The organism is Baekduia sp. Peel2402 (assembly GCF_052567285.1).
Genome location: NZ_CP199582.1, coordinates 51,548 through 78,115 on the forward strand (window position 1 = coordinate 51,548; position 26,568 = coordinate 78,115).

General features: G+C 71.7%; 29 protein-coding genes. 23 read left to right on the plus strand and 6 right to left on the minus strand.

The genetic code is table 11. From position 1 onward, the window contains the following. Positions 1-5: 5 nt before the first annotated feature. The gene (locus ACT01A_RS00275; RefSeq protein ID WP_445150232.1) at positions 6-512 is read right to left on the minus strand and encodes a DUF4240 domain-containing protein; all 507 of its coding nucleotides are present in this window, start codon (positions 510-512) and stop codon (positions 6-8) included. A 16-nt stretch (positions 513-528) separates the two neighbouring features. Next, complete coding sequence (locus ACT01A_RS00280; RefSeq protein ID WP_445150233.1) at positions 529-2,106, minus strand: PQQ-binding-like beta-propeller repeat protein; 1,578 nt, start codon at positions 2,104-2,106, stop codon at positions 529-531. 46 nt (positions 2,107-2,152) lie between these two features. On the opposite strand from ACT01A_RS00280, the gene ACT01A_RS00285 reads away from it, so the two are divergent. From ACT01A_RS00285 to ACT01A_RS00320, 8 genes are read left to right on the plus strand one after another with little or no spacing between them, the layout of a single operon-like run. Then, on the plus strand, positions 2,153-3,304 hold the full coding sequence (locus tag ACT01A_RS00285; protein ID WP_445150234.1) for a hypothetical protein: 1,152 nt from the start codon (positions 2,153-2,155) through the stop codon (positions 3,302-3,304). A 10-nt stretch (positions 3,305-3,314) separates the two neighbouring features. Continuing rightward, positions 3,315-3,998: a polyphenol oxidase family protein gene (locus ACT01A_RS00290; RefSeq protein WP_445150235.1), complete on the plus strand. Its 684-nt coding sequence runs from the start codon at positions 3,315-3,317 to the stop codon at positions 3,996-3,998. After that, the gene (locus ACT01A_RS00295) at positions 3,986-4,663 is read left to right on the plus strand and encodes a YggS family pyridoxal phosphate-dependent enzyme (protein WP_445150236.1); all 678 of its coding nucleotides are present in this window, start codon (positions 3,986-3,988) and stop codon (positions 4,661-4,663) included. Before ACT01A_RS00290 ends, ACT01A_RS00295 begins: the two co-directional genes overlap by 13 nt. Positions 4,664-4,707: 44 nt before the next feature. Then, entirely contained in the window at positions 4,708-5,265 is a 558-nt protein-coding gene (locus ACT01A_RS00300) for a cell division protein SepF (protein WP_445150237.1), read from the plus strand. A gap of 46 nt (positions 5,266-5,311) precedes the next feature. Continuing rightward, the gene (locus tag ACT01A_RS00305; RefSeq protein WP_445150238.1) at positions 5,312-6,067 is read left to right on the plus strand and encodes a pyrroline-5-carboxylate reductase family protein; all 756 of its coding nucleotides are present in this window, start codon (positions 5,312-5,314) and stop codon (positions 6,065-6,067) included. Beyond that, positions 6,064-6,363 carry a YggT family protein gene (locus ACT01A_RS00310; RefSeq protein WP_445150239.1) on the plus strand — a complete coding sequence of 100 codons (300 nt, stop codon included), beginning with the start codon at positions 6,064-6,066 and terminating at the stop codon, positions 6,361-6,363. The genes ACT01A_RS00305 and ACT01A_RS00310 overlap by 4 nt, the downstream gene beginning before the upstream one ends. Next, positions 6,360-6,872 (plus strand): signal peptidase II, encoded by a 513-nt coding sequence (lspA, locus tag ACT01A_RS00315; protein ID WP_445150240.1) that lies wholly within the window; start codon positions 6,360-6,362, stop codon positions 6,870-6,872. Before ACT01A_RS00310 ends, lspA begins: the two co-directional genes overlap by 4 nt. Beyond that, complete coding sequence (locus ACT01A_RS00320; protein ID WP_445150241.1) at positions 6,847-7,749, plus strand: RluA family pseudouridine synthase; 903 nt, start codon at positions 6,847-6,849, stop codon at positions 7,747-7,749. The genes lspA and ACT01A_RS00320 overlap by 26 nt, the downstream gene beginning before the upstream one ends. Here the strand turns inward: ACT01A_RS00320 and ACT01A_RS00325 are convergent, their stop codons facing one another. Beyond that, positions 7,750-8,166, minus strand: a complete 417-nt coding sequence (locus tag ACT01A_RS00325) for a TA system VapC family ribonuclease toxin (RefSeq protein ID WP_445150242.1) — start codon at positions 8,164-8,166, stop codon at positions 7,750-7,752. Between the two features lie 10 nt (positions 8,167-8,176). Then, positions 8,177-8,398 carry an antitoxin gene (locus tag ACT01A_RS00330; RefSeq protein WP_445150243.1) on the minus strand — a complete coding sequence of 74 codons (222 nt, stop codon included), beginning with the start codon at positions 8,396-8,398 and terminating at the stop codon, positions 8,177-8,179. A 221-nt stretch (positions 8,399-8,619) separates the two neighbouring features. On the opposite strand from ACT01A_RS00330, the gene rpsB reads away from it, so the two are divergent. Genes rpsB through ACT01A_RS00365 form a run of 7 tightly spaced genes read left to right on the plus strand, consistent with a single transcriptional unit; the run spans position 8,620 to position 13,725 of the window. Further along, positions 8,620-9,603, plus strand: a complete 984-nt coding sequence (gene rpsB, locus ACT01A_RS00335; RefSeq protein WP_445150244.1) for a 30S ribosomal protein S2 — start codon at positions 8,620-8,622, stop codon at positions 9,601-9,603. A 31-nt stretch (positions 9,604-9,634) separates the two neighbouring features. Beyond that, positions 9,635-10,240 carry an elongation factor Ts gene (gene tsf / locus ACT01A_RS00340; protein ID WP_445150245.1) on the plus strand — a complete coding sequence of 202 codons (606 nt, stop codon included), beginning with the start codon at positions 9,635-9,637 and terminating at the stop codon, positions 10,238-10,240. A gap of 45 nt (positions 10,241-10,285) precedes the next feature. Then, positions 10,286-11,020 (plus strand): UMP kinase, encoded by a 735-nt coding sequence (gene pyrH / locus ACT01A_RS00345; protein WP_445150246.1) that lies wholly within the window; start codon positions 10,286-10,288, stop codon positions 11,018-11,020. A 5-nt stretch (positions 11,021-11,025) separates the two neighbouring features. Continuing rightward, positions 11,026-11,583: a ribosome recycling factor gene (gene frr / locus ACT01A_RS00350; RefSeq protein WP_445152874.1), complete on the plus strand. Its 558-nt coding sequence runs from the start codon at positions 11,026-11,028 to the stop codon at positions 11,581-11,583. Then, the gene (uppS, locus tag ACT01A_RS00355; RefSeq protein WP_445150247.1) at positions 11,580-12,260 is read left to right on the plus strand and encodes a polyprenyl diphosphate synthase; all 681 of its coding nucleotides are present in this window, start codon (positions 11,580-11,582) and stop codon (positions 12,258-12,260) included. The genes frr and uppS overlap by 4 nt, the downstream gene beginning before the upstream one ends. Positions 12,261-12,265: 5 nt before the next feature. After that, positions 12,266-13,123 (plus strand): phosphatidate cytidylyltransferase, encoded by an 858-nt coding sequence (locus tag ACT01A_RS00360; protein WP_445150248.1) that lies wholly within the window; start codon positions 12,266-12,268, stop codon positions 13,121-13,123. Beyond that, the gene (locus ACT01A_RS00365) at positions 13,105-13,725 is read left to right on the plus strand and encodes a hypothetical protein (RefSeq protein WP_445150249.1); all 621 of its coding nucleotides are present in this window, start codon (positions 13,105-13,107) and stop codon (positions 13,723-13,725) included. The genes ACT01A_RS00360 and ACT01A_RS00365 overlap by 19 nt, the downstream gene beginning before the upstream one ends. A 349-nt stretch (positions 13,726-14,074) precedes the next feature. Here the strand turns inward: ACT01A_RS00365 and ACT01A_RS00370 are convergent, their stop codons facing one another. Continuing rightward, on the minus strand, positions 14,075-15,652 hold the full coding sequence (locus ACT01A_RS00370; RefSeq protein ID WP_445150250.1) for a PucR family transcriptional regulator: 1,578 nt from the start codon (positions 15,650-15,652) through the stop codon (positions 14,075-14,077). Positions 15,653-15,784: 132 nt separating this feature from the next. Between ACT01A_RS00370 and ACT01A_RS00375 the strand changes: the two genes are divergently transcribed. The 8 genes from ACT01A_RS00375 to ACT01A_RS00410 are packed head-to-tail and all read left to right on the plus strand — an operon-like array spanning position 15,785 to position 24,510. After that, positions 15,785-17,194: an aspartate aminotransferase family protein gene (locus ACT01A_RS00375; RefSeq protein ID WP_445150251.1), complete on the plus strand. Its 1,410-nt coding sequence runs from the start codon at positions 15,785-15,787 to the stop codon at positions 17,192-17,194. Continuing rightward, positions 17,191-18,573: a dihydropyrimidinase gene (gene hydA, locus ACT01A_RS00380; RefSeq protein WP_445150252.1), complete on the plus strand. Its 1,383-nt coding sequence runs from the start codon at positions 17,191-17,193 to the stop codon at positions 18,571-18,573. Before ACT01A_RS00375 ends, hydA begins: the two co-directional genes overlap by 4 nt. Then, on the plus strand, positions 18,570-19,820 hold the full coding sequence (locus ACT01A_RS00385; RefSeq protein ID WP_445150253.1) for a Zn-dependent hydrolase: 1,251 nt from the start codon (positions 18,570-18,572) through the stop codon (positions 19,818-19,820). Before hydA ends, ACT01A_RS00385 begins: the two co-directional genes overlap by 4 nt. Then, complete coding sequence (locus ACT01A_RS00390) at positions 19,820-20,851, plus strand: TIGR03842 family LLM class F420-dependent oxidoreductase (RefSeq protein ID WP_445150254.1); 1,032 nt, start codon at positions 19,820-19,822, stop codon at positions 20,849-20,851. Before ACT01A_RS00385 ends, ACT01A_RS00390 begins: the two co-directional genes overlap by 1 nt. Further along, positions 20,848-21,741, plus strand: coding sequence for an ABC transporter permease (locus ACT01A_RS00395; protein WP_445150255.1), 894 nt, complete (start codon positions 20,848-20,850; stop codon positions 21,739-21,741). The genes ACT01A_RS00390 and ACT01A_RS00395 overlap by 4 nt, the downstream gene beginning before the upstream one ends. Next, positions 21,738-22,529 carry an ABC transporter ATP-binding protein gene (locus tag ACT01A_RS00400; RefSeq protein WP_445150256.1) on the plus strand — a complete coding sequence of 264 codons (792 nt, stop codon included), beginning with the start codon at positions 21,738-21,740 and terminating at the stop codon, positions 22,527-22,529. The genes ACT01A_RS00395 and ACT01A_RS00400 overlap by 4 nt, the downstream gene beginning before the upstream one ends. After that, on the plus strand, positions 22,526-23,299 hold the full coding sequence (locus ACT01A_RS00405) for an ABC transporter permease (protein ID WP_445150257.1): 774 nt from the start codon (positions 22,526-22,528) through the stop codon (positions 23,297-23,299). Before ACT01A_RS00400 ends, ACT01A_RS00405 begins: the two co-directional genes overlap by 4 nt. A 44-nt stretch (positions 23,300-23,343) precedes the next feature. Continuing rightward, positions 23,344-24,510, plus strand: coding sequence for an ABC transporter substrate-binding protein (locus ACT01A_RS00410; RefSeq protein WP_445150258.1), 1,167 nt, complete (start codon positions 23,344-23,346; stop codon positions 24,508-24,510). A 67-nt stretch (positions 24,511-24,577) separates the two neighbouring features. Here ACT01A_RS00410 and ACT01A_RS00415 read toward each other — a convergent pair whose 3' ends face one another. Beyond that, positions 24,578-26,566: a hypothetical protein gene (locus ACT01A_RS00415; protein ID WP_445150259.1), complete on the minus strand. Its 1,989-nt coding sequence runs from the start codon at positions 26,564-26,566 to the stop codon at positions 24,578-24,580. Between the last annotated feature and the right edge of the window lie 2 nt (positions 26,567-26,568).

Here is a 26,568-nt window from a genome sequence, read left to right on the forward strand (position 1 = left end):
GCCGCCTACCACTGCGACTTCGCCGCCGCCCGCGGGAAGCGCTCGTCGACGTCCTCTTCGTCCCACTCCTCACCGGCTGGCCCGGCATCGAAGTCGCGCGTGTCGGAGCCGGTCTCCGGCAGCTGGCCGCCGTGTGTGCGCTCGTGAGCCTCCAGGACGACGTAGCGCAGTCCCTCGGCCTCGGGCTCCTCGACGGCGCCCTCGACGTCAGCCAGCGACTCGGGATCCTTCAGGGCCGCCGCGAAGACCACCGGCCCGCGGCTGATGATCCAGTCGCAGAAGTAGTCGAAGGCGTCGTCGCTCATCCCGCCCGCCAGCGCGAAGCCGACGCCCCAGACGTCCCAGCGGTACAGCTCGCCGAGGCCCGCGTCGTAGTGGCGACGGAACGCCTGGAGATCCTCGCTGGAGCGGCCTGTCAGCGCGGCGCGCAGCGCAGCCTGCTGCTCGAGGACGTCGCCGCCGGCTGCCTCACGCGCTTGATCGATGAGCGCCCAGAACTCGGTGATGTCCATGGGCGCACCTTACGGCTCAGTCCTCGCGGGCTCGGCAGATCGTCCGGCCGTCGGACGGGCGCTTGAAGCAGACCGGCGGCTTCGGCAGGCGACACACGGTCTTCCCGCCGCTCTTGAAGCAGACCTCCCGGCCCGCGCGCCGTGCCGCTAGGCGCTCCGCGACTTCGCGGCGGCGCTGGGCGATGCGGGCGTTGAGGTAGCGCCGGTGCCGCCGCACCGCCGCGGCCTTCAGGTGGTTCGCGCGCTTCTGCTTCGCCGCGTCGGTCAGCGTGCCCTCCGCCGTCCGGCCCTCCTCGGCGAAGGCGTACAGGTTGGTGTAGCCGACGAGGTAGATGCGCTGGCCATCGGAGATCACCGGGTTGAACGCGCCGCGCCCGATCGACCAGACCGGCGCGCCGGTGGCGGCGCCGACCGCAGCCGTCGACTTCCGCGACAGGTTGGAGTAGAACACCAAGTCGCCGATGACAACCGGGCCGCCGCTGATCTTCCCGCCGCTGTTGCGCGTCCACTTCACGTTGCCGGTGCGCGCGTCGAAGGCATACAACTTGCCGTCGTAGGACCCGGCGTAGATCGTGCCGCCGCGCACCGGCGACACCGCGGGGGAGGAGTAGACGAAGCCGCCGGTCTTGTGGCGCCAGGCGAGCTTGCCGTCCTTGGCGCCGAAGGAGTACACGAAGCCGTCGGTGTTGCCGATGTACACGCGGCCGTAAGCCACCGCGGCCGTCGCGTAGAAGTTCCCCGACTTCAACCCGAAAGCGCCGCCGCTGGTGCCGGTCTTCCAGATCCGCGAGCCGTCCGCGCGGCGCAGCGCCGTGACCGACCCGGCGTAGTCGCCGAAGATCAGGCGGCCCTCGCCGTCCATCGCGATCGCGGCCTTCACGGCGCCGCCGGCCTTGTAGGTCCAGACGATGTCGCCGTTGGCGGTGTTCACCGCGTAGACCGTGCCGTCCTCGGAGCCGAAGTAGAGGCGGTCCTGGAAGATCACAGGGGAGGACTCGCTGCGGCTCGGCAGCTTGCGCGACCACACGGTCCTGCCGGTGTAGCCGCGCACCGCGACGACCCGGCCCGCGCGGACGCCCTTGCCGCGTTGCAGCAGCGTGGAGTAGACGACGCCGTCGTGGCACGCGGGCGACGCGGCGGCGAGGTAGCCGAGCTTCTGCTTCCAGCGCACCTTGCCCGTCCGGCGCGAGATCGCGTACAACGCGCCGTTGTTCTTCAACAGGTAGAGCGTCTTCCCGCACAACACCGGCGGGAACTCCAGCAGCACGCTGCCCGTCACCTTCCAGCGCATCGTGAACGGCGGGCGCAGCGGACGGTCGAGCGGCAGGTAACGCGCGCGGTTGTCCGTGTAGCCGTACACGGGCCACTCGAACCCGTCGTCGAACGGGTCTTTGGTGTTCGTGGTCTTCGAGGGCTGGGTCGTGGTGGCCGGAGGCGCCGTAGGCGGCGCCGTGTCGAACGCGACGTCGGAGTTGGAGACGTCGCCGGGGCCGCCCGTCAGCAGCTTGACCGCGCCGGCGGCGAGCAGCAACGCCACCAGCACCGGCAGGATCCACACCAGCCGACGGCGCCGGCCGCCGGAGGGACGGGTCATGGCCGACAGGGTATGAGACCGCGCGGCGTGGGAGGATCGCCACCCGATGCGGACCGCGACCGAGGCCCTCGCCGCGCTGCGCGCGCTCCCGACCGGCGCGCACGTCCTCGGCGTGCTCGCCGAGCACCCGGAGGCGTGGATCGTCGGCGGCGCGGTGCGCGACGCGCTCCTCGGTCGGCCGCTCGGCCCGGACGTGGACGTCACCGTCGTCGGAGACCCCGAGCCGATCGCCCTCGCGCTGGGCGCCGTCGCGGAGTCGCACGGCCGGTTCGGCACCTACGTGGTGCGGACCGCGGAGGGCGGCGAGGTCGACGTCGTGACCGCGCGGAGCGAGACCTACGGCGGTCCGGGCGCGCTGCCGGACGTCACGCCCGGCGACCTGGAGGACGACCTCTTGCGCCGCGACTTCACGGTCAATGCCCTCGCCTTGAACGCCGAGGGCGCGCTGCACGCGGCGCCGGCAGCGCTCGACGACCTGGAGGCACGGCGCTTGCGCGTCTTCCACGCGGCGTCGTTCCGCGACGACCCGACGCGGCTGTGGCGTCTGGTCCGCTACGCGGTCCGGCTCGGCTTCGTCCCCGAGCCCGCGACCGATCGCCTCGCGCAGGAGGCCGTGCAGCGCGGTGCACTGGAGACCGTGAGCGGCGAGCGGCTCGGCGCGGAGCTGCGGCTCGCGCTGCGCGAGCCGGACCCGCTGAGCGTGCTGCACGCCGCGCAGAACCTCGGGCTGGTCGAAGGGCTGGCGTTGGATCCGGCGCTGGTGGCGCGCGCGCTGGCGCTGCTGCCCTGGGACGAAGGACGGACCGACCTCGCGACGCTCGGCGCCGTGATCCCCGACGCGTCGTGGGCCGAGGGCTGGGGCTTCGACGCGCGCGAGCTGGCGGTTCTCCGTGCCAGTGCGGACGCGGAGCCGCTGCGCGCGGGGGCGCCGCCGAGCGCGGTCGTCGCCGCGCTGCGCGGCCTGCCCGTTGAGGTCGTCGCGGTGGCGGGCGCCCGCGGTGACGCCGACATCGCGTTGCAGTACCTCAACGACTGGCGCCACGTCCGCCTGCGGATCGACGGCGGCGACCTGCTCGCCGCGGGCGTGCCGGAAGGGCCGGAGGTCGGGCGCCGCCTCGCCGCCGCGCTCGCCGCGCGCCTGGACGGCGCGCTCGCCGACGACCGCGACGCGCAGCTGGCGTTCGCTCTCAACTGCTAGAACAAGCCCCGTGGCCCTCGACGCCATCGACCTGGAGCTGCCCGGCGCCCGCGTGCGCTTCACGACCCGCGCGGGCGGCGTCTCCGAGGGCCCGTACGCCTCGCTCAACCTCGGGCGCTGGACCGACGACGATCCCGCCGCCGTCGAGGAGAACCGCCGTCGCGCCGCCGACGGAGCGCCGATCGCCTTCGCCCGCCAGGTGCACGGCACCGACGTGATCGCCCTCGACGGCGCGCCGCCAGCCGACCGGATCGCGGACGCCGACGGCGTCGTCACCCGTGCACACGGTGTCGCCGCGATGGTGCTGACCGCCGACTGCGTGCCGGTCGCGCTGGCCGCGCCCGACGCGGTCGCGATGGTCCACGCGGGCTGGAAGGGCCTTTCGGGCGGCGTGCTCGAAGCGGGCGTGGCCGCATTGCGGACCGACGGACCGATCCACGCCGCGATCGGCCCCGCCGCCGGCGCCTGTTGCTACGAGGTCGGCCCCGAGGTCGCCGAGCGCTTCCCCGACTGGGCGCTCAACGGTCGCCTGTTGGATCTCAAAGCGGTCGCGGCGGCGCGGCTGCGCGCCGCGGGCGTCGCGGACGTGCTCGACGTCGGGCGCTGCACGATGTGCGAGCCCGACGTCTTCTTCTCCCACCGCGCCAGCGGCCCCGTCACCGGACGCCAAGGAGGCCTCGCATGGCGGAGCTGATCACCGGCCTCTCCGCTGACGCCGTTCGGGCCAACGTGGAGCGCGTCCAGAGCGAGATCGCCGACGCCGCCGTCCGCGCCGGCCGCAGCGCCGACGCCGTCCAGCTCCTGGCCGCCGTCAAGTACGTGGCGCTCGAGGAGATCCCGGTCCTGGCCGAGGCCGGGATCACGCTCGCGGGGGAGAACCGCGCCCAGGAGCTGGTCCGCAAGGTCGAGGCGCCCGGCGGCGACGCGCTCACCTGGGACTTCATCGGCCACCTGCAGAGCCGCAAGGTCAAGCAGATCCTGCCGCTCGTGCGCATGATCCACTCGGTCGGCAGCGACAGCGTGGTCGAGCAGCTCGGCAAGCACGCTCAGGCCGGCACGAAGATCCTCGTCGAGGTCAACATCGCCTCCGAGGAGGGCAAGTCCGGCATCGCGCCCGACCGCCTCGACGCCTTCCTGGACTCCTGCCGCGCGGTCGAGAACGTCGAGGTCGCCGGCCTGATGACGATGCCGCCGCTGGCCCAGACCGCCGAGGACTCGCGCCGCTGGTTCGCCGCGCTGGCGCAGCTCGCGGCCGACCGCGACCTTCCCGAGCTCTCGATGGGCACCACCCAGGACTTCGCCGTCGCCGTCGAAGAGGGTGCGACGATCGTCCGGGTTGGCACGAAGTTGTACCGGTGATTGCAGGAACTTCAACGTGATTGGCGTACAGTTGGACCGTGGCCGTGAGCGACAGCTGGCATAAGGCGCTCGTGTACTTCGGCTTGGCCGAAGAGCGCGACACCTACGCCGACGACGAAGACGACGATTACCGGGACCGTGGACGCGATCGCGAGCCCGACCCGGAGCCCGAGTACCGGGAGCGCCCGAACGTGCGCCGCATCAGCTCGCGTCGTCGTCGCGACGAGTTCGACGACATCTTCGCCGACGACGAGCCGCCGACCCGCGCGAACCTGCGCCCGATCGGTGGCGGCGCCGCGCCGGCCAAGGCCCGCAACGGCGGCTCGGTCAAACTCCACCTCGTCATCCCCAAGTCCTTCAACGACGCCCAGCAGGTCGCCGACAAGTTCAAGGACGACATCCCTGTCGTCCTGAACCTCCAGTCGACCGACACCGACCTGTCCAAGCGCCTGATCGACTTCGCCTCCGGCCTCACCTACGCGCTCGACGGCGGCATGCAGCGCGTCGCCGACCGCGTCTTCATGCTCACGCCGCGCAACGTCGAGATCTCGGCCGAAGAGCGCGCGCAGCTGATCGAGAAGGGCTTCTTCAACCAGAGCTAGTCGGCGCGGGCGCACTGCCGCTCCGCCGACTACAGTGTCGCCCCGTATGCAGGTCGGCTTCATCGGTGCGGGGAACATGGCGCGCGGTCTCGCGCGCGGTTGGGGACGGCCCGTGCTCGCGGCCGATCCGCGCACGGAGGTCGCCGAGGCGCTGGTCGCCGAGTTGGGCGGCGAGGTCGTGGCGGACAACGTCGCGCTCGCGCAGAAGGCCGACCTCGTCGTGCTCGCGCACAAGCCGCCGCAGCTCGCCGAGGTCGCCGAGCAGATCGGCCCGCACGCCAAGGCAATTGCCTCGATCCTCGGCGGCGTCTCGCTGACCGACCTCAAGGCCGCTTATCCGGACCGGCCCGTCTACCGCTTCCTGCCCAACACGCCGGTCGAGCTGCGCCAGGGCGTCGTCGTCCGCGCCGCCGACGGCCACCAGGACACGCGGCTGGACCACGACGTCCCCGCGCTCTTCGCCGAGTTGGGGTTGCTGGTCGAGGTCGCCGACGGCCTCGTCGACGTCGCGATGGGGATGATGTCCAACGCCCCCGCCTACGTCGCGCTGCTGGCCGAGGCGCAGGTCGACGCGGGCGTCCGTCACGGCCTGCCGCCGGACAAGGCCGCCGAGATGGTGGTCCAGACCTTCGCCGGAACGGCCGCGCTGCTGCGCGCCCGCGGCAACGACACGCTCGCGGTGCGCCGCGAGGTCACCTCGCCGGGCGGTTCGACGGCGCGCGGGCTGGCGGCGCTAGAGCGCGGCGGCGTCCGCGCGGCGTTCCACGACGCCCTGGATGCCGTCCTCGGAGTGCGCTCATGATCTTCGCGTCCGTCGGCGGTCAGATCGCTGATTTCATCTCGGCGCTGATCGCCGTCTACATCATCATCATCATCGCCTACATCTTCACGTCGATGTACTTCAACGTGGGTGGGCGGATCCCGTACTCGCGCTGGTCGCGGGCGATCCTCGACTTCCTGCGCGACGTCACCGAGCCGTACCTCGCGATCTTCCGCCGGTTCATCCCGCCGCTCGGCCCGCTGGACCTAAGCCCGATGGTCGCGATCATCGTGCTGATCGTCCTCGGCGAGGTCGTCGACGCCGCGATCGGGCAGTGACCGGCGCGTCTGGCCACGGCCGGACGCTCGCGCGTGCCAGCCTTGTCCTGGTCGTCGTCGTGGCGCTGGACCAGCTCACCAAGGCGCTCGTGCGCGGCGGCATCGACATCGGGGACGAGGACTCGATCCTGCCGGGCGTGTCTCTCGTCCACGTGCGCAACTCCGGCGTGGCGTTCGGCGCGTTCAGCGGCGGCGGGATCATCGTGGTGGCTTTGGTCGCCGCCGCGCTGGCCGCGCTGTTGTTCTACTTCTTCACCCACATGGACAAGCGGTTGGTGTGGCTGCCGACGGGCATGCTGCTCGGCGGGTCGATCGGCAACATCATCGACCGAGTCCGCGATGGCGCGGTCACCGACTTCGTCAAGCTCCCGGCGTGGCCGGCGTTCAACGTGGCGGACATCGCGATCACCGTCGGCGTGATCGTGCTCCTGTGGGTCATCGAGCAGCAGGACAGCGCGAGCGAGAGCGAGGGCGAGGCGCGCGATGCGGCTGACGGCCGGACCGGATGACGCCGGCGCGCGCCTGGACGCGTTGCTGGCCGAGCCGCTCGGCTCGCGATCACGCGCCGCGCGGCTGATCGACGCGGGCGCGGTCACGGTCAACGGGCAGGTCGCCGCGGCCAAGCGGGTCAAGGTCGTCGAGGGCGACGTCGTCGAGGTCGACGAGGCCGCCGACGCGCCGCCGCCCGCGCCCACCGACGTCGCCGCGGGCGTCGAGTACGCCGTCCCGTACGAGGACGAGCACCTGCTGGTGGTCGACAAGCCCGCGGGCGTCGTCGTGCACCCGTCCAAGGGCCACCTGACCGGGACGCTCGCGCAGGCGCTCGAAGGAACCGCGGCGGGCGGGGAGGACGGCTGGCGCGCCGGCCTGGTCCACCGCCTAGACCGCGACACCTCCGGCCTGCTCGTGGTCGCGAAGTCCGACGCGGTTCACGCCGCGCTGAAAGAGGCGCTCCAGCAGCGCGAGATCATCCGCGAGTACGCGGCGCTCGTCGAAGGCCGCCCGCCCTCACGCTCCGGCACGATCGACGCGCCGATCGGCCGCGACCGCCGCCACCGCACCAAGCACTCCACCGACACCGACACGCCGCGCGACGCCCGCACCCACTTCGAGGTCGTCGAGGCCCTCCCGCGCTTCACGCTGCTCAAGGTCACGCTGGAAACCGGCCGCACCCACCAGATCCGCGTGCACCTGGAGGCCATCCGCCTGCCCGTCGCCGGCGACCCCGAGTACGGCCACGCCGGCGTCCTCGACCTCACCCGCCAGTTCCTCCACGCCCAGCGCCTCGCCTTCACCCACCCGATCACCGGCGCGCCGATCGCGGTTGAGTCGCCGCTGCCGCCGGACCTCGCCGCCGCGCTCGACCGCGCCCGCGCCGGCGCCTAGCTAGAAGAGAGCGCCGAGCAGCGTGACGTCGCCGCGGCCGAGCTTCGCCACGCCCTTGTCGAACGTCAACAGCCGCGCCCCGGCGCGCCGGGCGAGCACGAGTAGGTGGACGTCGGTGACCTGCCGGTGTCCGCTGATGTGCGGGACGTCGCGGTCGGTCAGCGAGACGTCGTCGGCGATGAACCGATGCGCACCGGCCTGGCGCAGCCCGACCAGGACGCGGCGCGCGTCGCGCGGCTGCAGCGGGTGCGGCAGGACCTTCGGGTTGGACGACACCCGCACGAACCCGCTCTCGGTGATCGGGCACGTCGCCCAGCCGTCGCCGGCCTGATCGTGGAACCACTTCCGCGCGTGGGCGTGGTGGACATGCGAGTCCCAGGCCAGCGCCACGAGGACGTTGACGTCGAGCAAGTGCACGGTGCCGCGCTCAGTCCTCGTCGAGCGCGCGGCGGACCATCTCGGACGTGATCACCGGGGAGTCGTGGGGGACACGGATCACCGGTAGGTCACCGTCCACGGTCACCTGCGCCGGCGTCAGCCCGCGCCGCGCCAGCTCGGAGACCACCGACCCGAGCGAGCGTTGCTCGCTCGCCGCCAGCTCGCGCGCCGCGGCGATGACGTCGTCATCCAGCTCGAGGGTCGTGCGCATACAATTGATGCTAACGCATCAGCGCATCATCATCCAAGCATCGCGGTCGCGCGCCGGACGGCAGACGGCCGCGGCTCTCGTCTATCCTGAAGGCTCAACCAGTTCCTTCGACCCCACCGGGTCACAGCGGAACGCGGTCCTGCCTGGGCAATTCGAGTCCAGGTCCCGCGCTCCGGCCGGTGGGCTACCAGTCCGTAAGCACCACCCAAAGGAGACCCTCCATGGCTGCGTCGACCGACGTCGGCATTCGCGAGCTGCTGGAGGCCGGAGTTCACTTCGGCCATCAGACCCGTCGCTGGAACCCCAAGATGCGTCGCTTCATCTGGGGCGAGCGCGGGGGCATCTACATCATCGACCTGCTCCAGACCGAGCGCCTGCTGCGTCAGGCCCAGGAGTTCGTCACCGACTTGTCCGCCCGCGGCGGCACGGTCCTGTTCGTCGGCACCAAGAAGCAGGCGCGCGACTCCGTCAAGGACGTCGCCGAGGCCTGCGGCATGCCGCACATCAACCACCGTTGGCTCGGTGGCCTGCTGACGAACTTCCAGACGATCAACCAGCGGATCAAGCGCCTTCACGACCTGGAGCGCTACGAGGGCGACGGCCAGCTGGCGCTGCTGCCGACGCGCGAGCGTCTGTCCGCCGAGGCCGACCTCGCCAAGCTGCGCGCGAACCTGGGCGGCGTCAAGAACATGACGCGCACGCCCGACGCGATCTTCGTCGTCGACCTCAAGACCGAGCTCATCGGCGTGCGTGAGGCCCAGCGCCTGCGGATCCCGCTGATCGGCCTCGTCGACACCAACTGCGACCCGGACGGCATCGACTTCGTCATCCCGGGCAACGACGACGCGATTCGCTCGTGCGACGTGATCACGCGTGCCCTGGGCAACGCGATCTCCGTCGGCGCAGGCCAGTGGAAGGCCGCCGAGGAGGCCCGCGTCCAGCGCGAGCAGGAGGCCGCCGCGGCCCGTCAGGCCGAGGATCAGGCCCGCCGCGACGCCGAGGAGGCCGCCAAGCGCCAGGCAGCCGCCGAGGCCGCTGCCGCCGAGCAGGCCGCCCAGGCCGCCGCCGCGGCGCCGAAGGCCAACCAGGACGAGGTCGCCGGTTCGCCGGCCCCGACCGCGCAGGACCAGACCCCGGACCCCGCCTCCACGGTGGAGACCCCGGTCACGGACGCTGTCCAGGGCACCGACGCGCCCGCCAGCTAAGTCAAACCCTTTTCGAACGGAGCACACACCCGTGAGCACCACGATCAGCGCCGCCGACGTCAAGGCCCTTCGCGAGAAGACGGGCGCCGGCATGATGGACTGCAAGAACGCCCTCACCGAGGCCGGCGGCGACGCCGGCAAGGCCGAGGAGATCTTGCGCGTCAAGATGGGCAACAAGATCGGCAAGCTCGCCGGTCGCGAGACGTCTGAGGGCACCGTCCAGGCCTACGTGCACGCCACCGGCAAGGTCGGCGTGCTCGTCCAGGTCGAGTGCAACACCGACTTCGTCGCCAAGAACGACGACTTCATCGACTTCGCCAAGGACCTCGCGCTGCACATCGCGGCCTCGCCGCAGACGAAGTACGTCAACGAGGACGAGATCCCGCAGGCCGACAAGGACGCCGAGGCCCGCGTCTTCGAGCAGCAGGTCGCCGACAAGCCGGACAACATCCGGCCCAAGATCGTCGAGGGCAAGCTCAAGGCCTGGTACAAGGACGTCGTCCTGCTCGACCAGGAGCACGTCAACGGCGACAAGCACGACGGCAAGACGATCGAGCAGCTGCGCGCCGACCTCTCCGCCAAGACCGGCGAGAACGTCGTCATCAAGCGCTTCGTCCGCTTCGCCGTCGGCGAGTAGTGACGCCACGCCAGGCGGCCCGCGCCTCCATTAGGATCGCGGGCCGTGCCTGAGCCTGTCTTCCAGCGGATCATGCTGAAGCTGTCGGGGGAGTCCCTTATGGGCTCCCGCGACTACGGCACCGATCCGGAGCGTGTCCGCGCCGTCGCGGCGGCGATCAAGGGCGTCCACGACCTGGGCGTCGAGATCGCCATCGTCGTCGGCGCCGGCAACATCTACCGCGGCATGAAGGGCGCGGCTGCCGGCATGGACCGCGCGACCGCCGACTACATGGGGATGCTGGCGACGGTCCTCAACGCGCTGCCGTTGCAGGACGCCCTGGAGTCCCAGGGCGTCAAGACGCGCGTGCAGAGCGCGATCAAGATCGAGGAGGTCGCCGAGCCCTACATCCGGCGTCGCGCGATGCGCCACCTCGAGAAGGGCCGCGTCGTGATCTTCGCGGCGGGCACCGGCAACCCGTTCTTCACGACCGACACCGCGGCGGCGCTGCGCGCGGTCGAGATCCACGCGGAGGCCATCTTGATGGCCAAGAACGGCGTCGAGGGCGTCTACACCGCGGACCCGCGCGAGGACCCCGACGCGATGCTGATCCCCGAGATCACGCACATGGAGGCGCTGCAGCGCGGACTGCGGGTGATGGACGCCACGGCGCTCACGCTCTGCATGGAGAACCGGCTGCCGATCCACGTCTTCAACATGGACGACGAGCAGAACATCGAGCGGATAGTGTCCGGCGAGAGGGTCGGGACCCTCGTAAAGCCGGAGGCGGGAGAGTCATGAGCGAGCTGATCGACGAACTGTTGGGCGAGGCACGCGAGCGGATGGACGCGTCCGTCCAGGCGACCCACAACCAGTTCCAGACCGTCCGGACCGGCCGCGCGAGCCCGACGATCCTCGACCGCGTCAACGTCGACTACTACGGCGCGGTCACGCCGCTCAAGCAGCTGGCGACGATCAACGTGCCCGAGGCGCGCCTGATCACGGTGCAGCCCTACGACGCGACGTCGATCAAGATCATCGAGAAGGCGATCATGGAGTCCGACGTCGGGCTCACGCCGAGCAACGACGGCAAGATCATCCGCCTGTCGGTTCCCGAGCTCAACGAGGAGCGCCGCCGCGACCTCGTCAAGGTCGCCGGCCGGATCGCCGAGGACGGCCGCATCTCGATCCGCAACGTGCGGCGCGACATCATGCAGGACCTCAAGTCCTTGAAGGACGACGGCGACGTCGGCGCTGATGACGAGCGTCGGGGCGAGCAGGAGCTGCAGAAGCTGACCGACGCCAAGATCGCCGACCTCGACGCCCTGCTGAAGGGCAAAGAGGAAGAGATCCTCGAGGTGTGAGCGGCCCCGACGGCAGGGCCCAATACGTCGCGATCATCACCGATGGCAACGGGCGCTGGGCCCAATCGCGCGATCTGCCGGTGGCCGAGGGCCACAAGGCGGGTGCCGACGTCGTCAAGGCGCGATTGCGCGACGCCGTCGAGCTGGGCGTCAAGGAGCTGACGGTCTACTCGTTCTCCACCGAGAACTGGTCGCGCAGCGCCGAGGAGGTCACCGCGCTGATGCGGATGTTCTCCGAACGGATCATCGGCGAGACGCCCGAGCTGAAGGCTGAAGGCGTCCGGATGCGGTTCATCGGACGGCGCGACCGCGTGGCGGGCGCGTTGCTGGAGCAGATGGACTGGGCCGAGGCCGAGACGGCGCAGAACGACACGATCACGTTGTTCATCGCCTTCAACTACGGCGGGCGCGCGGAGATCCTCGATGCGGCGGCGCGCTTTGACGGCGAAGGCGGCGAGGAGGCGTTCCGCAAGTTGTTGTACGCCCCCGAGATGCACGATCCTGATCTCGTGATCCGGACCAGCGGCGAGCAGCGCACGTCGAACTTCCTGCTCTGGCAGGCGGCGTACAGCGAGTGGGTGTTCCGCGACGAGCTGTGGCCGGACTTCTCGCGCGAGGCGTTCGAGGCGTCGCTGAACGAGTATCAGGAGCGCACACGGCGCTTCGGGGGGCGCTGAGCGACATGCCCCAGCCACGGCGGCGACCGGTGCAGCGTCGTGGGCGTGGCGAGGCGCCGCGGGCACGCCGCAGCGGCGGGTCGGACCTGGGCGCGCGCGTGCTGGTCGCGATCCCGGCGCTGGCGGTCGCGCTCGCCATGGTCGCCCTGGGCGACTACGTGTTCTTGGTCGGGGTCGCCGCGCTCGGCCTGGTCTGCCTGCACGAGCTGTTCTCGATGTTCGGCCGCGCGCGGCCCGCGCGCTTTGCGGGCTTCATCGGGTTGTTGGGGCTGTTGGTCGCGGCGCACCTCGGCGACCGCGAGACCGTGTTGCTGGTGTTCTTGGCCTGCCTGCCGCTGACGTTCGTCGTGGCCGTCAACCAGCCGGGTGGCGGCGGGGCGCCGGGGATCAGCGTGACGATCCTCGGGCTGGCGTGGATCGGCCTGGCGCTGGCGCACGCCGTGCTGCTTCGCGATCTCGACCACGGCGGGGGCCTGGTCTTCGCGGTGTTGTTGGGGACCTTCGTCGGCGACACCGGTGCCTACCTCGGCGGCCGGGCCTTCGGGCAGCGCAAGCTCGCGCCGACCATAAGCCCCAACAAGACCGTCGAGGGGCTGCTGATCGGCGTCCTGCTCGGCACCGCCGCCGTCTGGTGGGCAGGCCTCAGCCAGCCTTGGCTCGGCGGGCAGAACGGCGCGATCCTCGGCGTGGCGATCGCCATAGCCGCGCCGATCGGCGACCTCTTCGAGTCCTACCTCAAGCGCGACGCCGGCACGAAGGACACCGGCACGCTCTTCGGCGCCCACGGCGGCGCGCTGGACCGCCTCGACGCCATCATGTTCACCGCGGTCACCGGCTACTACGTGTGGCAAGCCCTGCTCTAGAAGCCTTCGCGCTCGGCGACGCCCTCGGTGTGCCGTGGGTCGGCGCCGCGCCGCGGACCATCACACGCCGCCGCCTGCTCGACGACGTCGGCCCGACCGGCGAGGCGACCCGCATCGCCCGCGCCGCCGACGACGCGTGGGCATCCGGGTCGCCTAATGGCGAACTATTCACCACGAGACGACCCGGATCGAGCGATGCCGGCGCGGACGCGCTGGCGCTGCCGGTCGCGTTCGTGATCGGGTTGCGCGAGGCCGACGCCGACGCGCGCCGAGCGGCCGCGCTGCCCTTGGGGCTCGGCGCCGTCGTGGTCGCCGACCTCACCGCCTGGGCGCTGGAGCGCCGCCCGATCTACCAGTCGCTCACCGACCACGCCAACAAGTGGGGTCCGCCGTTCCACGGCGTCGCGCTCGATCAGCGCGCGATCATCGACTCGCTGCTGGCGACGCTCGCGCGGCATGACGAAGCCACCGAGGGCATGCTCTCGTCGGTCCGCCTCGGCGGCAACGGCGTCGCGGTCCTGACCGCGCTCGTCGGCGGCATCCTGGCCGCCAAGCTCCCGACGGCGGTCGCGCGGATCCCCTGGTCAGGCCGCGTGGTGTAGCGGTCCTCGCCAGAGCGAGTGCTACCGTTTCCCGAAATCAGCGGCTCTCTTATCGGTCCGGCACCGGGCCCCTAGGATTTTGAGACCCCATCTGTGAGGGTCGTTGTAGACACCGTTTCTTCGTTTTCCGCGGTGCCGCGGAATTTCACGCGAGGTGACGGCTATGGCGGTTCCGAAATTCCTGACACCGAAGTCCGAGTCGTTGGAAGACTTCGTCCTCTTCCTCCTCCCCGCGGCGGCCGGAGCGCTTGTCGTCGTCGGAGTCGGGCGGTGGGCGTTGACCGCTGACGTCTCTACGGCGGCCGTGCCCGCAGCGGTCGGCGTGGTGGAGCGCTGGCTCTTCGGTTGGTCAGGCCGGCTGCAGCGTGCGGACGGCGAGCTCGAGGCCTAGGCGCGTCGGTGGGTCGTCGAGGTCGGCGTCGAGCAGGCGGGACAGCCGTGAGAGGCGGGAGTAGAGCGTCTGGCGTTGGATGGTGAGCGACTGCGCCGCGTTGGCCTTGTGCCAGCCGTGCTCGCAGAGGGCGGTGAGGGTGGGGAGGAGCGGGGCGGTGCCGCGGCTGTCGTGAGCGATGAGCGGCGCGAGTCGTTGGCGGGCGAAGGCGGAGACGCGGTCGTCGTCGCGTAGGCCCCAGAGCAGGCGCTCGACGTCGGCGATGGTCGCGTCGTGCCAAGCGCGAGGTGGGGCGTCGCGCATCGTCTCGGCGGTCTCGGCGGCGGCGCGCAACGCCGACGGCACGTCGGCCCAGGCCTCGACGACCGGGCCGGCGGCGATCGTCAGGCGCGTGCCGACCGCGCGCAGAGCACCTACAACATGGTCGACCGCGGTCGCTCGCAGCATCCCGGCGGGCAAGGACATCAACATCACCACGTCCTCCTCGGGCCGGACGCCGATCAGGCCGCCGATGCCCCAGGAGCGCAGCGTTTCGCGGACGTCGCGCAGCGCGGCGACGACGGCGCGCGGCGCGGCGGCGCCCCGGTCTCCAGAGGGCGCGGCCACGACCGGCAGCATCCGGGCGCCCGCAGCCAGGCCCAGCCGCACGGCGCGCCCCGGCATGTCCTCGACCGCGAGACGGCCCGCGATCACGTCGGCCAGGAAGTTGCCGCGCTCGCGCGACTCCAGTACCTGCTCCTCGCCGGTGCGCGCCAGCGCCAGCGCCAGCAGCGGCGCGACCCGCCCGACCGCCGACCACGCCAGCGCGTCCAGCGGCCGCTCGGCGGGCAGCACGACGACACGACCCCACTCGCGTCCGCCCGCGGCGCCCACGTCAGCCCACGCCGCGACCGGCTCGCCGTCCTCCAGCCGCCCGCGCGCGAGCTCCCAGCGCGCCAGCAGCTCGTCGGCCTGCGCGCCGCCCGCGGCGTGGAAGACGACGTCGCCGCCGCGCTCCAACACCACCGGGTTGCCGATCGCGCGTGCCAAAGCCCCCAAGATCGCCGGGACGCCCGCGCCGTCCAGCAGCATCGTCGTCAGCGCGCCGTGCAGGTCCGCGACGCGGCGCTCGACGGTCAGCTGCCGCGACAGGATCGCCGTGTGCATCTGCCGCGTGACCTCGACGAACGGCACCTCGGCGTGCAGCGCGACCAGCGGCAGCCGCTGGCGCCGCGCCTCCTGCACCAGCGCCGCGGGCAACACGGTGAACACGTGCCCCAGCTCGATCACCAGCGCGGCCACCCGCCGCGCGACGAGATCGCGCACGAACGCCCGCTGCTCCACCGGCCCGCCGGCCAGGCCCATCCCGGTCATCAGCAGCAGCTCGTCGCCCTCCAACAGCCCCGGGATGTGCCGCGCCTCGCACGAGTGCGCCCACCGCACCGTCCGGTCGAGCTGATCGGCGCCGGCCAGGACCTCAGGCGCCCCGCGCCGCAGCGCCGGGAGCCGCAGCGCGGCCTCGACGGTCATCGGCGGCTCGGACGGGAACCTGGACATGCCGTCCAAGCGTACGTCCGCAGGGCGCTGAAGACGGTCCATACCGGCTCGACCGAGGTGACAAAACGTCCACGGCCGGCGACCCTGAGTGGACACCGGGACGCTTGCCGCGCCCACCGTCCACAACGAAGGATGCGCACCGACACGATGCTCGTCGCCGAGACCCCCAGCCAGGCCGCCGCCCGCGACCACCTGCTGCTGCACTTCGCCCGCAACGGAGCCGCCGCGCCGCCGCTCGTGATCGAGCGCGGTGAAGGCCCGTTCGTCTTCGACGAGCACGGCAACCGCTACCTCGACGCGCTCTCCGGGCTGTTCTGCAGCCAACTCGGCCACAGCTTCGGCGAGGAGATGGGCCAGGTCGCCGCCGCAGCGCTCAACGACCTCGCGTTCACCACGATCTGGGGCTCCGCGCACCCGGCCGCGATCGAGTTGTCCACCAAGATCGCCGAGCTGATGCCCGGCGACCTCAACCACGTGTTCTTCACCAACGGCGGCAGCGAGTCGGTGGAGTCGGCGTGGAAGTTGGTGCGGATGTTCCACGCGGCCAACGGCGAGCCGCAGCGCGTCAAGGCGATCGCCCGCGACCGCGCTTACCACGGCGTCACGCTCGGGGCCCTCAGCTTCACCGGCGTCCCGGGCTACAAGGAGCAGTTCGGCCCGCCGGCCGTCGACGTCACCCACGTCAGCAACACCAACATGTACCGCGGTCTCCAAGACGGGGAGGACGAGGACGCGTTCTGCGCCCGTCTTCTCCAAGAGGTCGAGGACGCCGTCCAGGCCGCCGGCCCCGACGAGGTCGCGATGATCATCGCCGAGCCCGTCCAGAACGCCGGCGGCTGCCTCGTCCCGCCGAGCGGCTACTGGCCCGGCCTACGCGCGATCGCGGACCGGCACGGGATCCTGCTCGTCGCCGACGAGGTCATCTGTGGCTTCGGCCGCCTCGGCGACTGGCTCGGCTCGACCCGCTTCGGCGGCGCGCCCGACCTCGTCACCACCGCCAAGGGCATCACCTCCGCCTACGCGCCGATGGGCGCGGTGATCGCCAGCGACCGCGTCGTCGCGCCGCTCTACGACGACCCCAAGCGCACGCTGATGCACGGCATCACGTTCGCCGGCCACCCGCTGGCCGCCGCGATCTCGCTGCGCAACCTGGAGATCTTCGAGCGCGAGGGGATCCTCGAGAACGTCCGCGCGATGGAGCCGTACCTGGCGTCGCGCCTGAACGACCTGCAAGCGACCCTGCCGCTCGTCGGCGACGCTCGCGGCGCCGGCTTCTTCTGGGCGCTGGAGCTGGTCGACGAGACCCGCGACGACACCCGCCTGACCGCGCCCGAGCGCGAGTTCCTGCTGCGCGAGTACCTGCCCGCCCGCCTCATGGAGGCCGGGATCGTCACCCGCGCCGACGACCGCGGTGACGCCTGCCTGCACCTCGCCCCACCGCTCATCAGCGACCGTGCGATCCTCGACCTGCTCGTGGATCGCGTCGCGGATGTGCTGAGCGACGCGCACATCGCTCTCACCGACTGGAGGACCAAGGCATGAGCACCGACAGGGTCACGCTGCTGCAGGGCGGGAAGGTCGTCAGCGCGGACGGCGAGTACGACGCCGACGTCTTGATCGTGGGGGAGAAGGTCGCCGCGGTCGGCGACGTCACCGCGCCGGAGGGCGCGACCGTGCTCGACGTCTCCGGCTGTTACGTGCTGCCGGGGCTGATCGACAACCACACGCACTTGAGCATGCCCTTCATGGGGATGATGTCGTCCGACGACTACAACACGGGCACGCAGGCCGCCGCGGCCGGCGGCGTCACGTGCCTGGTCGACTTCTCGATCCAGCGCGAGCCCGACCAGCTGCGCTCCGCGCTGGCCGAGTGGCAGGGCCGCGCCGAGGGTGCCGCGCACGTCGACTACGGCTTCCACATGGCGATCACCAACGCCAACGAGGCGACGATCGACGACATGGCCGCGGTCGTTGAGCAGGGCGTCGCGTCGTTCAAGCTGTTCATGGCCTACAAGGGCGAGCTGATGACGCGCGACGACGCGATGGTCGCGTGCATGGAGCGCGCCCGCGACCTCGGCGCGCTGACGATGGTCCACGCCGAGAACGGCGACGTGGTCGACATCATGGTCAAGCGCGCGCTGCACGCCGGGCAGACCAACGCGATCCACCACGCCTTGACGCGTCCGGAGTTCGTGGAAGCCGAGGCGACCTCGCGCGCCGCGCGGCTGAGCGAGTTCACCGGCGCGCCGCTGTTCGTCGTGCACGTCACCTGCGACGCGGCCGCGGCCGAGATCCAGGCCGCCCAGCAGCGCGGCGTCCCGGTCGCGGGCGAGACCTGCACGCAGTACCTCGTCAACACCGTCGAGGACCTGCGCAAGCCCGGCGTCGAGGGCTGTCGCTACATCTGCTCGCCGCCGCTGCGCGCCGAGTCCAACCACGACCCGCTGTGGGACTACCTGCGCCGCGGGATCCTGGAGTCGGTCTCGACCGACCACTGCCCGTTCACCGACGAGCAGAAGGCGCGCGGGCTGGACGACTTCAGCCTGGTGCCCAACGGGCTGCCGGTGATCCAGCACCGCCTGGCCAAGCTGTGGGACGAGGGCGTCGTCGCCGGGCGGATCACGCCGTCGCAGCTCGTCGACCGCACCTCGACGACGATCGCGCGCCGCTTCGGCCTGGCTTCCAAGGGCGCGATCGCGCCGGGCAAGGACGCCGACATCGCCGTGTTCGACCCCAACGCGCCGCGCGACTACGGCACGCACACGTCGTTCATGAACGTGGACTACGACCTCTACGAGGGCGAGACCGCGTCGGGCTCCGTCCGGCACACGCTCTGCCGCGGGACCATGGTGTACGACAACGGCGAGATCGTCTCGACGCCGGGCCACGGCAAGTTCGTGGCGCGCGAGGTGCGCGCATGATCGATCCCGAGCGGGTGCTTGCAGACCTGCACGAGCTGGCGGCGGCGTCCGGCGGCGAGCACGCGGGGGCGAAGCGATTGGCGTGGAGCGCCGACTGGACCGCGGCGCGCGAGTGGCTGCTGGGCAAGCTGGAGGAGATCGACAGGCTGAGCGTCGAGCGCGACGAGGCCGGCAACCTCTGGGCGACGCTGGACGGCGACGGCACGGCCGACGGCTTCGTCATCGTCGGCTCCCACATCGACGCGGTCCCGTCCGGCGGCTGGCTGGATGGCTGCCTCGGGCTGCTGGCCGCGTTGGAGGTCGCGCGGACGTTGGCGGCGGCTGACGCACCGCCGCCGGTCACGGTCAAGCTGGTGGACTGGGCCGACGAGGAGGGCGCGCGCTTCGGGCGCTCCCTGGTCGGCAGCAGCGCCGTGGCGGGCACGCTCGATCCGGACGACGTCCGCGGGCTGCTCGACGCCGATGGCGTGACCTTGCAAGACGCGATGGCCTCGGTCGGGGTCGACCTGGACGGCGCGGGCGCGGCGCGCTCGCGGCTGGACGGCGCTCGCGCGTACCTCGAGCTGCACATCGAGCAGGGCCCGGTCCTGCTGGACAGCGGCCGACTGGCGTCCGCCGTGGCCGGCACGGTCGGCGACGAGCGTTACCTGATCACCTTCGGCGGCCAGTCCGCGCACGCGGGCTCGACGCCGATGCGGCTGCGGCGCGACACGCTGGCGGCGGCGGCCACGGCGGCGCTGGAGATCCGCGAGGTCGGCATCCGCCACGACGGCGTCACGACCGTCGGGGCGATCAACTCCAAGCCCGCGGTGATCACGGCGATCGCGGGGGAGAGCGAGATGATGCTCGACCTCCGCCACCTCGACGCCGACACGTTGGCCACCATGTTGGCCGAGTGCCTCGACGCGTGCGAGCGTGCGGCCGCGGCGTTTGACTGCACCGTGGAGCCGCGGCGCGTCTTCGGCGCGACGCCGACGCCGTTTCATCCCAAGTTGGTTGAGATCGCGCGCGAGGCCACCGGCGGCGGGGAGCCGATCCCGTCCGGGCCGCTGCACGACGCAACCGAGATCGGGCGCCTCGTGCCCACGGTGATGATCTTCGCCCAGTCCGATCCGCCGATCTCGCACACCGAGGTGGAGGACTCGTCGACGGAGGCACTGACCGCCGCGATCGCCGCTTACGGCGAGACGGTGGAGAAGACCATCGCCTTGGTTGCCGCCGGTGGCCTCGAAGGGGTGGCGGCCTGATGGACTTCGGCGTCGTCCTTCAGACCGACCCGCCTGCCACGCGCGTCATCGACCTTGCCAAGCGCGCCGAGACCTACGGGTTCAGCCACGCGTGGACGTTCGACTCCCACCTGCTGTGGGAGGAGCCCTACGTCATCTACTCGCGGATCCTCAACGAGACCCACAAGCTCGTCGTCGGCCCGATGGTCACCAACCCCGCCACGCGCGACTGGACGGTGACCGCCTCGACGTTCGCGACGCTGAACGAGATGTACGGGAACCGGACGATCTGCGGCATGGGCCGCGGCGACTCCGCCGTGCGTGTGATCAACGGCTCGCCGGTGAAGCTCGCCGACATGAAGGAGTCGATCGCGGTCATCCGCGGGCTGACCAACGGCGAGGAGGTCGACTACAAGGGCGCGAAGCTCAGGCTTCCGTGGGCGCCCGACTGCGAGCTGCCGATCTGGGTGGCGGCGTACGGACCCAAGGCATTGGCCTTGACCGGCGAGGTCGGCGACGGCTTCATCCTGCAGCTCGCCGACCCGGCGATCGTCGAGTGGTCGATCGCCGCGGTCCGCAGCGCCGCCGAGGCGGCAGGGCGCGATCCGGACAGCATCACCATGTGCGTGGCGGCGCCTGCGTACGTCACGGACGGCACCGATGCCGGCCTCGCCCACGGGCGTGACCAGTGCCGCTGGTTCGGCGGGATGGTCGGCAACCACGTCGCGGACATCGTCGCGCGCTACGGCGACGGCGGCGCCGCGGTCCCGGCCGCGCTGACCGACTACATCAAGGGCCGCGAGTCCTACGACTACAACGAGCACGGCCGCGCGGGCAACGCCCACACGTCGTTCGTGCCCGACGAGGTCATCGATCGCTTCTGCCTGATCGGGCCGCCCGAGGCGCACGTCGAGCGGCTGGACGAGCTGCGCGCGCTCGGCGTCGACCAGTTCGCGCTCTACCTCCAGCACGACGACAAGGACGGCACGCTGCGCTCCTACGGCGAGAAGGTCATCCCGCAGGTCAACACGCGGGAGGCGGCGAAGCGGTGATCGCGGCCGGCCGCGTCCCGACCCTGCGCCGGCCGGCGATGATCCTGCTTGCGCTCGTGCTGCTGTGCGTGCTCTGGGAGGCCTACAAGCTGGTCATCCCCGACGACGGTGTGACGGTCGGCGGCGCGCTGCTGCTGCCGCGCAGCGACGACGCGTCGATGCCGCACCTCAGCGAGATCGTGGGCGTGTTCGGCAAGCAGGAGGTCGCGGGATCGGCCGGCGGCTCGACGGTGTTGTCCTCCGTGTTGAGCGCGTTGTGGTACTCCTTGCGCCTGGCGGCAGCAGGCTTTGCGGCGGGCGTCGTGGTCGGGTTCCTGCTGGCCTTGGCGATGCAGCGCGCCCGGATCGTCGAGCGCGCGCTGCTGCCCTACGTGGTGCTGTCGCAGACCGTGCCGCTGATCGCGCTGGCGCCGCTGGTCTACGGGTGGTCGGGCAACCTCACGCTCTTGGGGCTGGACTGGACGCCGTGGATGTCGGTGTCGGTGATCTCCGCTTACCTGGCGTTCTTCCCGGTAGCGATCGGGGCGCTGCGCGGCCTGGAGTCGCCGACCGCCACGCAGTTGGAGTTGATGTCGTCTTACGCGGCCGGCTGGTGGGCGACGCTGCTGCGCCTGCGGCTGCCGTCGTGCGTGCCCTACCTCGTCCCGGCGTTGCGCCTGGCCGCCGCGGCGGCGGTGATCGGCGCGATCGTCGCCGAGATCTCCACCGGGTTGCCCGGCGGGATCGGGCGGCTGATCATCTCCTACGCCCAGCAGGCGACGGGCGATCCGGCCAAGGTGTACGCCCCGATCGTGGGGGCGGCGGCGATGGGGCTGATCGCGGTCGGGCTGGTGTCGACGCTGGACCTGGCGCTGCGGCGCTTCGAGCCGCAGGGGGAGGTGATCGCATGACCGAGACCACCAACAACGCGGTCGAGTTGACCGGCGTCGGCAAGACGTTCGCCGCGCGGGGGAAGGGCAGCGCGACGGTCGCGCTGACCGGCGTCGACCTCACCGTCGCCCCGGGCGAGTTCGTGTCCTTGATCGGCCCGAGCGGCTGCGGCAAGTCCACGCTCCTGCGGATCGTCGGCGACCTGATCGAGCCCAGCGAGGGCGAGGCGCTGGTCAACGGCAAGCCCGCGCGCCAGGCGCGGTTGGACCAGGACTACGGGATTGCCTTCCAGCAGGCGGGGCTCCTGGAGTGGCGGACGGTGCGCGCCAACGTCGAGCTGCCGCTGGCGCTCGGCGGCAGCGACAAGACCGCGCGGCGCGGGCGCGCCGACGAGCTGCTCGCGCTCGTCGGCCTGGAGGAGTTCGCCGACCACCGCCCGAGCCAGCTGTCGGGCGGCATGCAGCAGCGCGTGGCGATCGCCCGCGCGCTAGCGCGCCGCCCGGCGCTGTTGTTGATGGACGAGCCGTTCGGCGCGCTGGACGAGATGACGCGCGAGCGGATGCAGGCCGAGCTGATCCGGATCTGCGCCGAGACCGGTGCGGCGGTCGTGTTCGTCACGCACTCGATCCCCGAGGCCGTGTTCCTGTCGGGGCGGGTCGTGGTGATGTCGCCGCGGCCCGGCCGGATCACCGACGTGGTGGAGATCGGCCTAGGCGCCCGCGACGAGGACGTGCGCGAGGCCGAGGCGTTCTTCGCGGCGGTGACCGATGTGCGCGAGGCGCTGCGGGGGCGGAGGGCGGCGGCGTGACGCGCGCCCGTTCGATCCTCGCCGCCGTCCTCCCGCCGCTGGTCTTCGGCGTCGCGTTCCTCGCGCTGTGGGAGTGGTTCGTCGACGCGCGCGACGTCAAGCCCTACGTCTTGCCCAAGCCGTCGGTGATCTGGGAGCAGCTGCGCGACCACCACGACGTCATCTGGACGGCGACCTGGGCCACGGCGCAGAACGCGCTCGTCGGCCTGGCGGTCGGGCTCTTCTGCGGTCTGGCCGCCGCGCTGCTGGCGTCGCGCCTGCGCGCGCTGGACGAGCTGCTGACGCCGCTGGCCGGCGCGGTGGCCGCGATCCCGATCGTCGCGCTCACGCCGATCTTCAACACCATGTTCGCGTCGACCTCCACGATCCCGCGGCGGCTGGTCGTCGCGATCGCGGTGTTCTTCCCGGTCTTCGTCAACACGCTGCGGGGCCTGCGCCAGATCGAGCCGACGCACGCGGAGCTGATGCACAGCTACGCGGCCGGCCCGTGGACGACGATGCGCGTCGTCCGGCTCCCGGCGGCGTTGCCGTTCTTCTTCACGGGGCTGCGCATCGCCTCGTCGGCGGCCGTGATCGCGGCCGTCGTGTCCGAGTACTTCGGTGGCCTGCAAAAGGGTCTGGGTCCGGCCATCACCTCAGCCGCCGCGGCGTCGGCGTACCCGCGCGCCTGGGCGATCGTCTGCGCGGCGATCGCCTTGGGGCTCGCGTTCTACCTCGCCGCGCTGCTTGCCGAACGCGTCGCGATGCCGTGGCGCCGCAGCACCGCCTGACCCCTCAGCAGTACCGAGCACACACACGCACAGAGGAGAAGCACTTGTTCAGGTCCTACGGACGGGCGGCGCTGGCCGCTGCCCTGACGGCATGCGTCCTCGCCGTCGCCGCGTGCGGCGACAGCGACGACGACGCGGGCAGCGCGAGCACCGCTGCCTCGACCGGCACGAGCACCGCGCCGGCGGAGCTCAAGAAGGTCAAGCTGCAGTTGCAGTGGTTCACGCAGGCCCAGTTCGCGGGGTACTTTGCCGCGGTCGAGCAGGGCTTCTACAAGGACGCCGGGCTCGACGTCGAGATCCTCGAGGGCGGCACCGACATCGTGCCGCAGACCCAGCTGGCGCAGGGCAAGGCGGACTACGCGATCGCCTGGGTGCCCAAGGCGCTGCAGTCCCGCGAGCAGGGCGCCGCGATCACCGACGTCGGCCAGGTCTTCCAGCGCTCCGGCACGCTCCAGGTCTCGTTCAAGGACAAGAACCTGACGAACGCCGCGTCGCTGAAGGGCAAGAAGGTCGGCAACTGGGGCTTCGGCAACGAGTACGAGTTGTTCGCTGGCGTGGGCAAGGCGGGGATCAACCCCGGCAAGGACGTGACGCTCGTCCAGCAGCAGTTCGACATGCAGGCTTTGCTCAAGGGCGACATCGACGCCGCGCAGGCCATGATCTACAACGAGTACGCCCAGGTCTTGGAGGCCAAGAACTCCAAGACGGGCAAGTTGTACACCGAGGACGACTTCAACAAGATCGACTGGAACACCGAAGGCACCGCAATGCTCCAGGACGCGATCTGGGCGTCCACCGACAAGCTCAGCGACCCCGAGTACCAGGACCAGACCGTGAAGTTCCTGGAAGGCTCGTTCCGCGGCTGGATCTACTGCCGCGACAACCCGGAGAAGTGCCGGGACATTGTGGTCGCGAAGGGCTCGAAGCTCGGGGCCTCGCACCAGCTCTGGCAGATGAACGAGATCAACAAGCTCGTCTGGCCCTCACCCAATGGCATTGGCTTGGTCGACCAGGCCGCCTGGGACCAGACCGTCAAGATCGCCCAGGACACCAAGAACGCCGACGGCGACACCGTCCTCTCCAAGGCCCCCGAGGGCCAGGCCTACACCAACGAGTACGCCGAGAAGGCCCTCGCCGCCATCAAGGACGCCGACACCAAGGGCACCGACTTCAAGCCCACCACGGTGGAGCTGAAGGCGGGCGGGGCCTAGCCGCTCCGGCCGTGCCGCGCGGCCGTTCCCCGTGTTCAGGCGGGGAGCGGCCGCCGGCCGCGGCGCCTCAGAACGGGAAGAGCCCGCGGGGATACGAGGTCACCGCGTATCCGCACTGGCGGGCGCCCGGCGGGAGCCCGAGCCGGACCCGGCGGGGATGCGAGCCGTGGAACGTCAGCGCCTCGGCGCCTTCCCGCGAGGGCAGATAGGCGACGGCGACGGCCGCCGCGCCGCCTCGGCGCAACCGCGCGGGCAGGCGGATCGTGCGCGCCGTGACCGTGCGGCCGGCCGACGTCGGCACGAGCAGGCGATCCGTGGAGCGCGGCAGGAGGGCGATCACGAGCGTCCGGCTGCGTGCGCAGTCGACGACGAGCCGGGCGTCGGGCGCCGAGGGGTTGGCGTCGAGGAAGCAGTCACCGCGCTCGGCCAGCTCTCCGAGCGTGACGCAGACCCGGACGGCGCTCCCGGAGGTGGCGTGCAGGAGCCCGGCGCGCAGCGTCGTGGAGACGCCGGCAGGACGCCCGAGCGCGGTGACGCCCGTCAGCGGACGCGTCTGCGGCCCGGGAGCGTCCTCCAGCACGCGCCCGCGCGCGTCGAGGAGCTCTTGGCTCAGGGCGCGCCGTGGCGCGGGGAGGTCGGCCTCGATGACGCGCAGGACGTCCTTGTAGCGCCCGACGTACCCGACCGGCGGAACCGCGGCCACCGTGAGCTTCGTGCCGTCGTCCAGCGTCATGCGCGCGGCGGCGACGTCGAGGTTCGCCACGCCGACCAGGTGCGTGCCGTCCGCGGTCGGGTAGGCGCTGACGTCGGCACCGGACGGGGTCGTTGGCGCCAGCCGGCAGTCGTCGGGGACGCGCGGCGCGCGGTCGACCGCGACGCACACCTGTGCGCCGGCGTCAACGATCCGGGCTGCGTGCGGTCCCGCGCCGAGCGGGTCCGGGTCGGTCGACCAGGTGAAGAACACGTCACCACCGTTGGAGCCTTCGTCGCACGCGTCGGACCGGCGCAGCGGCGCGAGCCCGAGGTCCAAGCGAGCGACCTCGCGCCCGCCGGCGCCGAGCCCGGCCACGTGGCGGATCACGCCCTCGCCGCCCGCGAAGAGCACGCCGGTGCGCGTGCCGGCGGTCGCGCCGGTCAGGTGCATGAGCGGCACCGTCACGCGGCGTCCGTCACCGAGCAGCGCGACCGCGCGGCGGACGGCGCGCCGCGCGACGACGACCACGCCGTTGCCCTGCGCGGCACAGCCGTCGGTGAGCTCCACGGTCAGGGCCTGCGCGACGCCTGGCCGGTCGCAGGGCCCGGTCACGCTCGGGCCGCCCACGATGCTGCCAGCACCGACCGTCAGGACCGGGCAGACCTCCTCCACGTGCCGGTCAGGCTCCAGCGGCGTGGCCTCCAGGACCCGTCGTCGGGCCACGGCGAGACGCCAACGCTCACCGAAGGCGCGGCCGCGCCGCAGGACCGTCTCGCGGCCGAGCTCCGGGAACGCGCGCGAGTCGTCGACCCACCGCAGCGTGCCCGCAGCATCGCGCACGGCGACCTCGTCGGGGTCGACGAACACGTTGATGTCGGCCTCTGACTCCGGCAGCTCGGCGGCGTAGATCCGCAGGTCGCCCGCGGCAACGGGCAGTGGCAGGGAGGCGGTCGCCGAACGGCCGACGACCTTGCCCTCGTGGCGCAGCTCAACCGACGCGGCGTCGCGGCCGGTCACGCCGATCGCGATCCCGCCGGTGCTGGTGCGCAGCGTGGCGATCCCCTCGTGCCCGAAGGCGGGCAGGACCGGCAGCGTCACGCAGTTGCCGGCCTGCTCGTTGTCGGGCACCGGTTCCGCCACGCGGTCTGGACGAGCCTGGCCCTCCCACTGCATCGCCACGCAGAGGTCCTTGCCGTGAACGAACGCAATGATCGTGGTGCCCGAGGCGGTCGGGCCGAAGACGGTGGGCGCATCGCCCGGCACGGTGACAGGCGCCGCGTGGGCGGAGGCGGCGCCGGACGCGCAGACCAGGGCGAGTGCCACGATGTGCAGGAACGGGAATCGATCGCGGATGCTGCGCATAA

Bases quoted from the DNA above. Each gene is read 5' to 3' on its own strand.
- ACT01A_RS00285 (WP_445150234.1), top strand. From the start codon at position 2,153: ATGCGGACCGCGACCGAGGCCCTCGCCGCGCTGCGCGCGCTCCCGACC.
- ACT01A_RS00415 (WP_445150259.1), bottom strand. From the start codon at position 26,566: ATGCGCAGCATCCGCGATCGATTCCCGTTCCTGCACATCGTGGCACTC.
- rpsB (WP_445150244.1), top strand. From the start codon at position 8,620: ATGGCTGCGTCGACCGACGTCGGCATTCGCGAGCTGCTGGAGGCCGGA.
- ACT01A_RS00400 (WP_445150256.1), top strand. From the start codon at position 21,738: ATGACCGAGACCACCAACAACGCGGTCGAGTTGACCGGCGTCGGCAAG.
- ACT01A_RS00310 (WP_445150239.1), top strand. From the start codon at position 6,064: ATGATCTTCGCGTCCGTCGGCGGTCAGATCGCTGATTTCATCTCGGCG.
- ACT01A_RS00375 (WP_445150251.1), top strand. From the start codon at position 15,785: ATGCGCACCGACACGATGCTCGTCGCCGAGACCCCCAGCCAGGCCGCC.
- ACT01A_RS00390 (WP_445150254.1), top strand. From the start codon at position 19,820: ATGGACTTCGGCGTCGTCCTTCAGACCGACCCGCCTGCCACGCGCGTC.
- ACT01A_RS00275 (WP_445150232.1), bottom strand. From the start codon at position 512: ATGGACATCACCGAGTTCTGGGCGCTCATCGATCAAGCGCGTGAGGCA.
- ACT01A_RS00295 (WP_445150236.1), top strand. From the start codon at position 3,986: ATGGCGGAGCTGATCACCGGCCTCTCCGCTGACGCCGTTCGGGCCAAC.
- ACT01A_RS00305 (WP_445150238.1), top strand. From the start codon at position 5,312: ATGCAGGTCGGCTTCATCGGTGCGGGGAACATGGCGCGCGGTCTCGCG.
- ACT01A_RS00360 (WP_445150248.1), top strand. From the start codon at position 12,266: ATGCCCCAGCCACGGCGGCGACCGGTGCAGCGTCGTGGGCGTGGCGAG.
- ACT01A_RS00330 (WP_445150243.1), bottom strand. From the start codon at position 8,398: ATGCGCACGACCCTCGAGCTGGATGACGACGTCATCGCCGCGGCGCGC.
- ACT01A_RS00370 (WP_445150250.1), bottom strand. From the start codon at position 15,652: ATGTCCAGGTTCCCGTCCGAGCCGCCGATGACCGTCGAGGCCGCGCTG.
- hydA (WP_445150252.1), top strand. From the start codon at position 17,191: ATGAGCACCGACAGGGTCACGCTGCTGCAGGGCGGGAAGGTCGTCAGC.
- ACT01A_RS00280 (WP_445150233.1), bottom strand. From the start codon at position 2,106: ATGACCCGTCCCTCCGGCGGCCGGCGCCGTCGGCTGGTGTGGATCCTG.
- ACT01A_RS00320 (WP_445150241.1), top strand. From the start codon at position 6,847: ATGCGGCTGACGGCCGGACCGGATGACGCCGGCGCGCGCCTGGACGCG.
- ACT01A_RS00385 (WP_445150253.1), top strand. From the start codon at position 18,570: ATGATCGATCCCGAGCGGGTGCTTGCAGACCTGCACGAGCTGGCGGCG.